Genomic DNA, 12,968 nt, shown 5'->3' on the forward strand with positions numbered 1-12,968 from the left:
ACATTTATGCCAATCATCAGTCTTGAAAATATGAACAAATAAATGTTGATAATCAGTGTATTATATCTAAGATTTGAGAAAATCAGCAAACCCGAAGTAGATAAGCCTCAAAATTTTTCAGAAGAGGGACATTTAACTCGTTGAAGAGCAACTCCTTTTTTAAAGAAACGTTTTGAATTTGTTTAGCCGACCAACCTCAGTATCGTATTGATGATGGTTTCCTCTATTTTTAAGGTTTGTCAGGTGCATATTTGCAACCTTGAAAAATCGACCTTTTTGTTTTGTCTAATTCTTTTCTTAATTGAATTGACAGTTTGGTAATCTGTGCTGCTTTCGGCTTCAAGAGTTTTTTTATTTGCCTCAGCAACTTTTGTGATTATAAAATTATTGCTAATACTAGCATTAGGATGGGATTTTCTAACGCATCTATTTTTCTCATCCCAATACTTTTCTTCAATATACTGACCAGTTCCTAGATAAGTACTTTTTCTGTCTTTGGTGATTCTAATGGCAATTGGATATTGCCCTTCAGGATTATTTTTTTTACGGAGTACTGCTTTAACTGTTGCCATAATATTTACCATCAAGTAACTTGAGGGACGCCTATTATAAGCAAATGAATTACCGACTGGGGTTTTAATATGCCCAGCCCTACCTCAATTTGCGGGATATTCAATTGGATGAAATTGTTCTGTCATTTGGTTTTGGGCTTCCCATTCAGAATCAAAAATCACGTATCGATATGAGCTTTGAATTCGGAAAACAAGGAACCACAAATAAAAACCTGATTCAAGAGAACTTCTTTCGCTTTCGACTGGGCTTTTCGCTAAAAGACGCCTGGTTTAGCCGTCCAAAATACAATTAAGCCCAAAAGGCTTGATCGTATTCCACCGACCATGAACTTCATTGGAATTGGAAGTTATAAGGCAAATTTATTGATGACTGAATTTTGGAAATCGCTTTTGTAGCTGTCGCCCACAGGAATCCAACGATCGTGGATAATAATCCGGTTTTTAGTGACTGATTTTATCTTGTTGGTGTTCACGATAAACGACTTGTGAACCCGAAGAAAGTGACCATCAGGAAGATTTTCGCTCATACGTTTGAGCGAATTCAAGGTGATAACAGGCTTCGCTTCATGCTGCAAATAAATCTTGACATAGTCTTTCAATCCTTCGATGTACAAAATCTGGCTAAGCTTTATTTTAACTGATTGGTAGTCCGACTTGACCAAGATGTATTCCTGGTCAGCTTCGGGTACCTCGGCATGCTCTTCACGCCTGTTGTTTTGATTGGTTGAATAAAGATGATACGCCTTGTTGGTGGCCTTTAGAAAACGTGTAAAAGAAATTGGTTTCAGTAAATAATCAACAGCGCTTAAATCAAAGGCCTCAAGCGCATGCTCTGAGTATGCGGTTGTAAAAATAAACAACGGCCGGTTCTCCAGGCTGCTGATAAATTCAATCCCTGAAACATTCGGTAGATGAATATCAAGGAAAATCAAGTCTATTCTCGTTTTTTGAAGAACTTCCAGTGCATCAAATACGGAATTGCATTTCTTCTCCAACTTCAGAAACGGGATCATACCTACGTAATCTTCAATGATTTGCTGGGCCAATGGTTCATCATCAATTATTATACACTTCATCGGTTGTTATATTTAAGTGGAGTTCAACGATATGTCGTTCATCTTTCTGGTAAATCTTAAGGTTGTGCCGATCGGGATAAACCAGATGTAAACGCTGTCTAATATTTTCCAAACCCAAACCACTACCCGGGTTTTGCGTTTCTTTCTTATTTTGAAGGATTGGATTGGCAATCATAAAAATCAACTGGTGCTCTTTAATCGTTAGTGAAATATCAATTTTTCCGGGCCGGCTATAGTCAATGCCATGCTTAAAGGCATTTTCGAGAAAAACGGAAAAAAGCAGGGGTTCAATTTGCATAAATCCCGCGTTGCCATGAACCTGAAAATGAACCTGAACAATCTCATTCAGCCTGATTCTTTGCAGCTCAATGTAGTTTTCAATGTGCGAAATTTCACGGCTCAACAAAACTTTGGCCGTGTTTGCCTCATAAATGATATAGCGCATCAAATCAGATAGTTTCAAAATAACATCCGGAGTATGATCGGATTTTTTCCGAGCGAGGGCATATATTCCATTTAGCGTATTGAAGAAGAAGTGCGGGTTAATCTGGGCTTTCAGATACGAAAGCTCGGCCGTCAGTTTTTGGTTCTCAATATCCTTCAATTGCTTTTCATTCTCAAACCATTCTCTTGTTCCCCGGATGCTGGTGCTGATTGTTAGTGCTATAACACTCAGCAATAGATCTCCGAAGCTGAAAAAGATTAATCGCTTGGGTGGCTCGAACCGCTCGAAATTTGGAGCATCTCCAAGATTTCTTGCAGGCGGCGGCGTTCTGTTCTGCATAAACTCAGGCGGTTCGGGCCGGTTCAAATAGGAGATCCCGCTCACCACAAGTAGAATTGAGACGATTGACCCTGCATATTTTTTGAATTTCTTGTTCGAAAGATAGCGCGGAATTAAAAAATAGTAATTCAGGTAAAAGATCGCAGCAAATAGTCCAACGGTGACCAGTATTCGCGAATATCCAAAAATCCGGTGGATGGATACTTGGGCGTCGTCCGCTGACCCGTTTAAAAAGATATGCCTAAAATTGACTACCCAAAGGAAAAATAGAAATAGAAGCCCCCACATAAAAATGTGTAGAAAAATTGTCAGGAGTTTCGCATAGGAGCTTTTCGTCATTGTTTTATCTAAGGAACAAAAGAAATAATAACGCAAAAGTTGAACTTTTTAGGATAGTATCAAATCATTTTAATTTTTTTTAAGCTTGTTTATTTTTTGTTAGAAATTGGCGAGAAAAAAGGCAGCCTTGTTTTTCGCAGACAGACTTTTCGTGCTTTTTTTTAAGCCGGAAATGCAAATCTAGTAGGAGTTATTCCAAAACTGCACCGGTGTTAACTTTCGTCCGGGTTCTCTATCAGTTCTGCATCTTTCAGCAAAAGCAGCCGAATATTTCCCATCAATGATGTTGTGATTAAAACTACTTGTTGGTCGGTATGAACAATATCAAATTATTTTCCAAAGAGTGTTTTTAACGGATCGTTGGCTTGCCAGCCACCGTATTTAAGCCAATCACTTGGTAGTCTTTCTCCACAAAAGCGGACAAGCGGGCCAACGTAAATTCTGGGGTGCCATAAAAACGATGCATAAGTCTTTTCCCGATCAGATTATTAAGGCTCGAACAAAGATAAGTTTATCAAACAATTTTCAATTCTATCGACGGTTAAAAAAAAGAAGTAATCCACTATGATATCCAAAGTACAAATCAATCTTTTATAGAAAATTCTCATTCAAAAATTCCTGAAACTTTTCCTTGTATTGGTCACTCACTGGAATATAGATTTTACCAAAAACAATACGACTGCGTTCAATGGTTTCAATTTTATCGAGATTGACAATGAACGAACGATGCACCCGCATAAAGCGGTCGGCGGGGAGCTTTTCCTCGAGTGATTTGACTGTATTAATGGAGAGGATGGGCTTTTCGTCATTTTGCAGGTGGACTTTGACATAGTCCTTCAGACCTTCAATGTATAGGATATCGTTGAAATTGATTCGCCTGATTTTGTATTCTGATTTTAGAAACAAAAACTGATTGTTGGCTTCCAGAGTTGGCAAGGCTGCCTGTTCCAATTCGATCAGCTTTTTCGCTTTTTGGACGGCTGTCAAAAATTCAGGATAATTAAACGGCTTCAGCAAATAATCCACGGCATTCAGTTTAAAGCCTTCCAGCGCATAGTGTTCGTAGGCTGTTGTGAAGATAATCTTCGATGAATTTTGTAAGGTTTTGGAGAATTCAATTCCCGTGAGATCCGGCATCTGGATATCCAGCAGGATCAGGTCAACTGTTTCATCCGAAAGAAATTCAATGGCATCAATGGGATTGTCAAATGTTCCGGACAATTCGAGGAAAGGTGTCTTTTGAACGAAGTCCGTAACCAGCTTCAGGGCCAGAGGTTCATCATCGAGCGCTATCGTGCGTAGTTTTATCATGTTAGGGGTTTTGCATTGAATTGCAAGTTGACGGTAAATTTATCAGCAGTTTGCTGAATGTTTAGCTGATGAGCATCAGGAAAGAGCAGGTTCAGGCGCTTTTTTACATTTTCCAGGCCAATTCCTGAATGCTGTTCATCTTTCAGTTGGTTTGCTGAACCCAGGCTATTTTTTGCCTGAAACGTAATTTGCGTTCCTTCGACCCGCATGCTTATTGAAATGAAGGAAGGTTCGCGGTAGCTCACGCCATGCTTAAACGCATTTTCGATGAAGGGAATGAACAACAGCGGCGGAATGCTGAGTGGTGCGGCATCGTCGGGAATTGAAACCGATAAAATAACCTTGTTACTCAGGCGGAGTTTCATCAGATCAATATAATGGTTCATGAAATTAATTTCATCGGTTAGCGTTGATTCTCCCAATTCCGACTCATAAAGCAGGTAGCGCATAAGCTTGGATAACTTGTGAACCGAGGCTTGTGCTTCAAGCTGATCAATCCCAATCAGCGAATAAATATTATTCAATGTGTTGAAAAAGAAGTGGGGGCTGATCTGGTTTTTCAAAAAGGCGAGCTCCGAATTTAATTTTTCTTTTTCCAGTTCTTTTTGCTTCTGCTCATTTTTGTTTAGTTTTTCGATTACCCTTAGTCCCATCGCAAATCCAGAAATAAGAGACGATGAAAGAAAATGGATATAAAAACCAATGGCTTTGAATGGCGGTGAAGAATTGGGATTTACCCCATTCAATTTTTCTAAATTTTTCTCGAATTCTGCATCCTTCCTCGGATTAAACAGGAAGTTATCTTCAATAAAATTGGCCAGGTAGAAGGTGGCAATAATTAATACGCCAACCAGAAAAAAATACATGAGCTTTTTTTTCTGTAGATAGAAATTTGGAACCAGCCAAATGTAGCCCACATAAAAAATAATTGCTGCTGATGTGGTATGTAAATAAAATGAATACAATCGATGTGTGTCACCATCACCAAATGACATGCTGATATAAATCGGAATAGTAATAATGATGATCCAGGCAATGGAGTGGAGCGACCACTTGATTGTTTTATTTGGTATTGATAGTGATTTAAACATGAGGTTCATATTTCTCAAAGATAATTATTAGATCCTAAAAACAGTATTTGATAATCCAGGGATCGAAAAGAAATCAGGATGCCTTTATCTAGTCCCAACCCAATTCAGTTGCTTTGCGGATTCTTCGGTTTAAGATTCCTTCCTTTATAAAGGGAATTCTGACTAAAAATCCAATTACAAGAATAATTAGGTAAGGAATCCAGTCGCCATGCTCCAAGAGAGCAACATGTAAAACAGCCAGAATCCCGGACAAATAAGCAAACCTGTGGAGTTTTTTCCAGTTTTTCCGAAGAAATTTTATTGATTGTTTATTGGAGGTGACGGCTAATACAAGCATAATTAATGTTGCTATAAGTCCAAGAACATATCCAACTTCTCTAAAAGTCTCTACCAGACCTTTGTCAATAATAAAGAACAACAGGTGCAAAAAAGCATAAACAAATGCAGTTATTCCTGTAGCCTGTCTCACCGGCAGAGATGGTTTTTTTCCCGTCAGAATTGAAAATGGAGTTAGACTCAAAATAATAACAATCCAACGGATAGCCCATTCCCCGGTTTCCTTAACCGCCATTTGAACTCCTGAAACTTCCCGAAACAACTCTTCAGGTTCATGGCCTTGTACAGTAAAGGAATCCATTGTCATCCATGATTCAGCTGATCCCGAGAAATCCAGCTTGATCATTTGGATAACGCCAATTAACGGAAGAAATGCAAGGAGGATCACTGTCATCCATCCCCAATTTTGTTTTATCCAGTTCATAATAGTTTAATCGTGTTAATTATTCATATCGAATGGCATCAATCGGATTCAAATTCGCAGCTTTTCGGGCAGGATACCATCCGAAAAACAATCCAATACCAACACAAACAGAGAAAGATAACACAACGGAATAAGGCCGGACAAGTGCCTCAACTCCTAACATATTACCGGCAAATGTTGCAAGTAAATATCCGATAATAATCCCGATAATTCCTCCAAGTACACTAAGCACAGCAGCTTCAATCAGAAATTGCAACAGAATATCATTACCACGTCCACCAACAGACATACGGAGTCCAATTTCACGGGTTCTTTCAGTAACTGAAACAAGCATGATATTCATAATACCAATACCTCCCACTAATAATGAAATTCCGGCAATTGCCCCCAGTAAATATTTAATGGCATCAATCACTGTTGAAACAGTACTAATCATCTCTGATTGAGACATGATATTGAAATCATCATCGTCTCCTTCTTTAATTTTATGTTCTCTTCTCAAAATTTGTTTAATTTCAGCAACAGCAGCTTCTGAATCTTTATCATCTGTCACCGACAAATTAATTCCTTGAATATAATCAATGGACAATAACCTTCTTTGGACTGTCGTGTAAGGTGCAATAATAACATCATTTTGATCTTGTCCCATAGATGCTGTTCCTTTATCCTGTAAAATCCCGATCACTTTAAAAGGAGTATTTTTTACCCGGATTGTTTTTCCCAGTGGATCTTCACCCTGCGGAAACAACTCAGTAGCTACTTTTTGCCCAATAATGCACACTTTCTCGAGAGCATGAAGCTCCTTCACTGTAAAAACCCGACCGGAACCAATAACAAGGTTTTTTATTGGGAGATACTCTTGTGTTACACCATAAATTGAGGTTGACCAGTTATTATTCCCATAAACTACCTGAGCACTGGACTGTACTAAAGGGGATATTGCAGCAACATATTGATTTCTGGCTATGGCTTCCAGATCACTCATCTCTAACTTTGAAGTACCCGAACTTCGTACGGGTCCATGGGCCTCTGCTCCCGGCATGATCATCACTAAATTGGTTCCCAAACCTGACATCTGATTTTTGATATATGACTTTGATCCTTCGCCCATTGCCAACATCGCAATAACTGATGCAACTCCAATGATAATACCCAACATGGTGAGGAATGCCCGAAGCTTATTTCTTCTTATAGCTGTAAGCGCTATTTTAAATGTATTTAAGTAATTCATTTTGTAAATATTTAATAGTCCTCTTCAACTGGTAATTCGGCCAGCATTTTGGCTGCTGAAAGCCTGTCTTTAACCAATTCCTTACTAATCACATGCCCATCTCTAAAAATAACCTGACGACTTGTAAACCTTGCAATATCAGGTTCATGGGTAACAAAGACGATCGTTTTGCCTTCTTCATTCAATTTTTGAAATAAGGACATAATCTCGTAGGACGTTCTCGTATCCAGGTTCCCTGTTGCTTCATCAGCCAGGATCACCACAGGATCATTGACTAACGACCGGGCGATAGCAACACGCTGTTGCTGTCCCCCGGATAATTGATTGGGTGTATGGTGCATCCTGTCAGCTAAACCAACCGCTTCTAATGCTGCTATTGCTTTTTCTTTACGTTCTTTCGCTTTTATCTTCGAATTGTAATATAGTGGAAGTTCAACATTTTCAAGGGCAGTGGTTCGTGACAGCAAGTTATAAGACTGAAAAACAAATCCAAGTTTGGTGTTGCGCAATCCAGCTAATTCATTCTTAGTCAAATCATTTATTGGAACACCGTCAATGATGTATTCTCCAGAAGTTGGTCGGTCAAGACACCCAAGTATATTTAGCATGGTTGACTTTCCAGATCCACTTGTTCCCATGATCGCTACAAACTCCCCTTCTTTGATTTGCAGGTTAATACCTCTCAACGCATGAACCTTTACCTCTCCCAGATCAAATTCTTTTTTGAGATCTTTAACTTCTATAATTGTTTTCTTTTCAGACATTTTTGCTTCCTTCCTTTTTAAGTTTCATGATGACTATCTGGGGCCTGGTCCAAAAACGGATTTTTTACTTTCCGATTTTTCCGGCTCAAAAGTAGTCAGCACTTCATCGCCTTCGTTAAGTCCGGATAAAAGCTCATAGTTTGCTTCGTCCGTATTTCCAACTACAACTTTTCTCTGTGAGATCGTATTCCCATTCTGAATCCAAACTAATCTTTCTTTCTCTGAACTAGTTTTCAAGCTAGCTTCTTCAATCGTCACTTCAGGATTACTTTTTGCATAAATCTTTATTTCACTCTGATCAATTGATACATTTAAAGCCCTTGCCGGAAGGATTAATGTTTTATCCTTTTCTGCAGGATAAAATGAAACACTTGCAGTCATACCTGGCATTAAATTCTTGTCTGGATTCGGAGCCGTAATGACAACAGTGTAAGTAATCACATTTGAAGTTTCAACAGGTTGCAAGCGGATCTGTGTAACTTTCCCTTCAAATACCAAGTCAGGATATGCATCAACAGTAAAATCAACCCGTTGTCCTGTATATACCTTACCTATATCAGCCTCATCAACATCAGCCTCAACCTGCATCTGTGTCAGGTCATTTGCAATAATAAACATGGTTGGTGTATTGAAGCTCGACGCTACAGTTTGCCCTTCATCTACCGATCTTTCAAGTATAATTCCATCAATAGGCGAAGTAATGGTAGCATAATCCAGGTTGATTTTATTCTTGTCGTAGGCTGACTGGGCTTGATTTAACGCAGCAACAGCATTGTTGCAATTGTATTCCTGAAGATCAAAATCAGACTGGGCTATTAATTTTTTACCGATTAGTGTTTTATATCGCTCATAGGTTGCTTTTTGGTATTTCACCTGTGCTTCTGCCTGATCAACGGTGGCCTTACTTTGATCTAACTGAGCTCTGAGTGGTGTTTCATCCAGCTGAGCTAGCAATTGTCCTTTTTTTACCTGTGAATTATAATCGACATAAATTTTTTGAATAACACCAGAAACCTGAGTACCAACCTCTACAGTTTCTACAGCTTCCAATGCTCCGGTTGCTGTAATGATATTACTTACATTTCCTCGAGTTATTTTTGCTGTTTCAAGCTTTATCATTTCTGTTTTCCCAGTTGATAGGCCAAGTATTAATCCTCCAACGACTATCACAACAGCTGCTCCGATATATAAAGTTTTATTTTTCATTTGTACTGTATATTAAAGTGTTAATGGAATTCCTTTGTAAAAATCAAGTATTTTGGCTGTGAAAATGAGCTGGTATTTTGATTGTAGCAACGCGCTTTCGGCGGTGATCAGGTTGGTTTTTTCAAACAAATAGTCCACCGAATTCATCAGCCCGATCTGGTACTTTTCGTTGGCTACCTCGTTTGATTCCCGAACCGCCTGAAATTGCTCCATACTGGCCTTGTATTCCGATTGCGCTGAAAGGGCATCGACCGTGGCTTGTTCAATTTCCTTGCGTAACTCATTCCGGGTATTGATTGCTTCCAGTTCGGCATCGGTGATACTGATTTTTGCCAGGCCAATACTGGTTTGAGCTTGTTTATTCTGAAAAATGGGAATGGATAAACTTAATCCGACCGATGGGCTGATTTGATTTTTCAACTGGCTGGAATAGTCGAAGCCCGACTGCAAACTGGAATAATTGGTTCCGAGGTTCGCGTTCAACGACAAACTTGGCAGCAGACTAGCTTTGGCAATCCTTTCTTCGAGCCGGGCGCTTTGTTGGTCCAGTTCGGTCATTTTAATTTGTGGTTTTATAGCAAGTGCCTGCTGGTAAATTTCGAAGGCGTTGGGTTGAACCTGTTTTTCCAGAAGCGACTCCAGCAGGGGAGAGGCTATTTCGAACCCATTGTCAACCGGAAGCTCCATCAATTGCATGAGACTGACTTTAGCAATGGATTGGACACTGTATGCATTGGCCAGTGTTAGTTTTTCGGCGGCCAGCTGCGATTTGATTTGCAGATAATCCGATTGAGAGATCATACCCAGGTTCAGCCGCTCTTCGGCCAAGGCTAATTGTTCCGTCGTGGCTTCAATTTGTTTTTGGGCGTTTGTTACATTTTCCTGCGCATACAGCACTTGCAAGAATGCCTGGAGAATACTTAGTTCGATCGATTCTTTGATCGTCTCGGCATAGTAATAACTACTTTGCAAATTCAGTTCAGCTTGCTTTTCCTGGTTGTTTAGCTTCATCCCGTTAAACAGGAGCATGCTTGAGTTGAGACCATAGCTTGTGCTGTTGGCACCTTCCAGACTGCCGTACTGCCCACTGGCCGTTTGCAGGCTTTTGTTCCAGTTGAAGTTTTGGGAAACGGAACCACTCAATGAGGGGAGTTTGGCAGCCCTGGCTTGTTCGGAGTACAGTTCATTGCGTTGTCCTGTCAGGTCGGCTTGTTTCACCCGGATGTTTTCCTGCAGAGCATAAAGAATGCACGCTTCCAGTGTCCAGGGTTCGTCTTGAGCTTGTACCCCCAGCGTGGTGAGCAGGAAGATCAGGCTCATAAAGATCATGGTTGTTTGACTTGTTTTCATATGTTTCTAATTTGCCTGTAAATGTACCGGAGCAATCAGCGAGTAAAAAAGGGAATCGAAGTAAGGGCATTTTTTACCGACGTTTAGGCCGATTTTCAGAAAAAACCGGCAGGGAAAGTCTTCATTTTCGGGTTTCAGGTTCTACAAATACCCTCTGAGGTCGTCACATGCACTTTTTAGATTCTCACTTGGATTGGTTGCCGGACGAATACAAGAAACTCAATACATTTCTTGAACAAGTACGAAGGCTACGGAAACTGGCGAATTTAGCTGTTTGAAAGGAGTGGATTGAGAAAATCCTAATTGCTGCCTACCGACTGAAATTCAAAAGAGTTCACCAAGATTGTTTTACCGAAATAGAGCTTGAAGCAATTGAGACAAGCATTTATAAATTGAAAGGCTGAGATAAGTCCGTGACCTGTTTGTTTTCAATTGCTATACGGGTATACTGCCAAAGGCAACGACGACCACAAGGAGTACCGATTACATCCCAAATCGGTTTCCAGGGGGACACTCCTTCCCTTGATTGGAGGATATCTTTCGTTACAACCGCGATGAAAAGTGGGTCAAAAGATCCATCTGCAGGTGGAGGACTTTGAACGAAAAGTAAAGGAACGTGCAAAAGAAATGGAGTCTGCAGTTTATTCCGTGCAATTGACATATATGATCCGTTCCCCGTAAACATATTGAATGAATTCAATCGACTCTTTATTACTTCAAATGGTTAACTTTGTTTGTCGGAATTTCCTTCGTTTCAAGTTTTGATTTCAGAATTGAAATGTCATCAGATATGCGGGTATCAACAATTCTGGCATAAATCTGTGTCGTTTGCAACGAGGTGTGTCCAAGCATTTTTGAGACCGTTTCGATCGGGACCCCGTTACTAAGGGTTACCGTGGTGGCAAAAGTGTGCCGGGCCAAATGAAAAGTGAGGTTCTTTTTAATTCCACAGATATCTGCTATTTCCTTGAGATAATTATTCAATTTTTGATTAGAAATAACAGGGAATACTGTTCCGCGATGCACTGAACGGGGGTGATCCTTGTACTTCTCAATTATTTCCTGGGCTTTAGGCAATATTGGAAGTCTTAATGCGGTATTGGTCTTTTTTCGTGTTGTAATAATCCAATAGTTTCCGTCAATTCCGAGGTGAATATTTTCCAATTTTAACCGAATGGCATCACTATAGGCGAGACCTGTATAGCAGCTGAATATAAAGAGATTTTTGGTGTATTTTAGGCGATCTACCTTGAATTCTGCATTTTCCAGAATTTGCAGTTCGTCTGGTTCCAGATATTCACGATCAAATTTCTTGAACTTAATTTGATAGCTCTCAAATGGATTCTTGTTTGTCCATTCAAGTTTCTTCGCTAATTTGATGACTTTACGTACACGTTCCAGGTGCTTCATTATTCCATTGTTGGATAATGGTTTTATATGATCCGTTGGTTGTCGTGTTCTCAGAAAATACTCAAAGTCAGTAATAAATTTGTAGTTTATTTTCGAAAGATATATATCGGATGTCTGGAGGTGTTTGTGTAGAAATTCTCTCACATATTTCCCGGTAGTTTCATAATGTTGGAGGGTTGATTCTGAAAGGTCACTCGTGGATATCTTTTGATGATAGTCAAAAGCGACGAGCAGAGTTTTGCCCTGTTCTTTAATTCCAAGAAAGTGGTTTTTTACAGCCTTGGGAGTGGGCAGCTCTCCTTCGACCATAAGTTCCCTGTAGATGTTAGATAATTTTGTTCTTACCTGATCCAGAAATTGGTTGAGTTTTTTTTGCTCTCCTGATTTGCCTTTTGCCATTCCTTTGACTGAATTCCAGTCCTTAGGTTCCACTCGTTGTTTTAATGAGATTTCTGCCCTTGAACCATTGATGGTAATTCGGGCAAAAATTCGTTGGCTTTTTAGATCATTTTTTTCTCTGCTTTGTCTTGTGATAAACTGAATTCCAAATGTTTGCATCGTTTCCATATTCATTTGTTTTAGTGTGTTCTGAACTGTTTTATTTGATGACCCCATTTTTGCTCACCGGAAAATGCTTCAAACAAGATCATTTTTGTCAATAAATTAATGAGTTCTGTTTCCGTATCCTTCAGATATACAAATCAATGCACGGATGCTGGTGAGCAAATTTAGTATAAAAAAAAGCTCACCGGATCGTACACCAGCAATATGGTTTTGATTGGATTATTTTGATATGTTAAAAAATATAAAAAGCCAATAAATCAACGATTTACTGGCTTTTGATGTCGTTTGGAATCCTAAAAAGAGGTCTCTGGCGGATTCGAACCGCCGTACGCGGTTTTGCAGACCGCTGCCTAGCCACTCGGCCAAGAGACCATTTTGTTATCGGACTGCAAATGTAGTAAAATTTTCTACTTTTCAACAAGAAAAATCAGCAAGGAATTTAACCAATTATCTTTTCTTAATCATGTCGGTTGGTTTTTTTATTATTTCTATTTTAGCGGAAGCTAAACA

The 12,968-nt window shown here is 39.5% G+C and carries 12 protein-coding genes and 1 tRNA gene; 1 reads left to right on the plus strand and 12 read right to left on the minus strand.

Annotated features, from left to right (window positions below; genetic code table 11):
- Window positions 1–239 precede the first annotated feature (239 nt).
- Complete coding sequence (locus ACTB00_RS03705) at window positions 240–572, minus strand: Arm DNA-binding domain-containing protein (RefSeq protein WP_463298599.1); 333 nt, start codon at window positions 570–572, stop codon at window positions 240–242.
- Window positions 573–742: 170 nt separating this feature from the next.
- Here ACTB00_RS03705 and ACTB00_RS03710 point away from each other — a divergent pair, with 170 nt between their 5' ends.
- Window positions 743–865, plus strand: a complete 123-nt coding sequence (locus tag ACTB00_RS03710; protein WP_463298600.1) for a hypothetical protein — start codon at window positions 743–745, stop codon at window positions 863–865.
- A 54-nt stretch (window positions 866–919) separates the two neighbouring features.
- Here ACTB00_RS03710 and ACTB00_RS03715 read toward each other — a convergent pair whose 3' ends face one another.
- From ACTB00_RS03715 to ACTB00_RS03765, 11 genes are all read right to left on the minus strand, one after another.
- Window positions 920–1,648, minus strand: coding sequence for a LytR/AlgR family response regulator transcription factor (locus ACTB00_RS03715; protein WP_463298601.1), 729 nt, complete (start codon window positions 1,646–1,648; stop codon window positions 920–922).
- Entirely contained in the window at window positions 1,629–2,771 is a 1,143-nt protein-coding gene (locus tag ACTB00_RS03720) for a sensor histidine kinase (protein ID WP_463298602.1), read from the minus strand. Before ACTB00_RS03720 ends, ACTB00_RS03715 begins: the two co-directional genes overlap by 20 nt.
- A 591-nt stretch (window positions 2,772–3,362) precedes the next feature.
- The gene (locus ACTB00_RS03725) at window positions 3,363–4,082 is read right to left on the minus strand and encodes a LytR/AlgR family response regulator transcription factor (protein WP_463298603.1); all 720 of its coding nucleotides are present in this window, start codon (window positions 4,080–4,082) and stop codon (window positions 3,363–3,365) included.
- Window positions 4,079–5,173 carry a sensor histidine kinase gene (locus tag ACTB00_RS03730; RefSeq protein ID WP_463298604.1) on the minus strand — a complete coding sequence of 365 codons (1,095 nt, stop codon included), beginning with the start codon at window positions 5,171–5,173 and terminating at the stop codon, window positions 4,079–4,081. Before ACTB00_RS03730 ends, ACTB00_RS03725 begins: the two co-directional genes overlap by 4 nt.
- An 88-nt stretch (window positions 5,174–5,261) precedes the next feature.
- The gene (locus ACTB00_RS03735; protein WP_463298605.1) at window positions 5,262–5,933 is read right to left on the minus strand and encodes a protein-methionine-sulfoxide reductase heme-binding subunit MsrQ; all 672 of its coding nucleotides are present in this window, start codon (window positions 5,931–5,933) and stop codon (window positions 5,262–5,264) included.
- A gap of 19 nt (window positions 5,934–5,952) precedes the next feature.
- Window positions 5,953–7,164, minus strand: coding sequence for an ABC transporter permease (locus ACTB00_RS03740; RefSeq protein WP_463298606.1), 1,212 nt, complete (start codon window positions 7,162–7,164; stop codon window positions 5,953–5,955).
- A gap of 11 nt (window positions 7,165–7,175) precedes the next feature.
- Window positions 7,176–7,928, minus strand: a complete 753-nt coding sequence (locus tag ACTB00_RS03745; protein ID WP_463298607.1) for an ABC transporter ATP-binding protein — start codon at window positions 7,926–7,928, stop codon at window positions 7,176–7,178.
- 33 nt (window positions 7,929–7,961) lie between these two features.
- Window positions 7,962–9,134 (minus strand): efflux RND transporter periplasmic adaptor subunit, encoded by a 1,173-nt coding sequence (locus tag ACTB00_RS03750; protein ID WP_463298608.1) that lies wholly within the window; start codon window positions 9,132–9,134, stop codon window positions 7,962–7,964.
- 12 nt (window positions 9,135–9,146) lie between these two features.
- Window positions 9,147–10,484 (minus strand): TolC family protein, encoded by a 1,338-nt coding sequence (locus ACTB00_RS03755; RefSeq protein ID WP_463298609.1) that lies wholly within the window; start codon window positions 10,482–10,484, stop codon window positions 9,147–9,149.
- A 711-nt stretch (window positions 10,485–11,195) separates the two neighbouring features.
- On the minus strand, window positions 11,196–12,461 hold the full coding sequence (locus ACTB00_RS03760; protein WP_463298610.1) for a site-specific integrase: 1,266 nt from the start codon (window positions 12,459–12,461) through the stop codon (window positions 11,196–11,198).
- Between the two features lie 298 nt (window positions 12,462–12,759).
- Window positions 12,760–12,830, minus strand: a tRNA-Cys gene (locus ACTB00_RS03765).
- Window positions 12,831–12,968: the final 138 nt, after the last annotated feature.

The sequence above is a fragment of the Sunxiuqinia sp. genome (assembly GCF_055140945.1).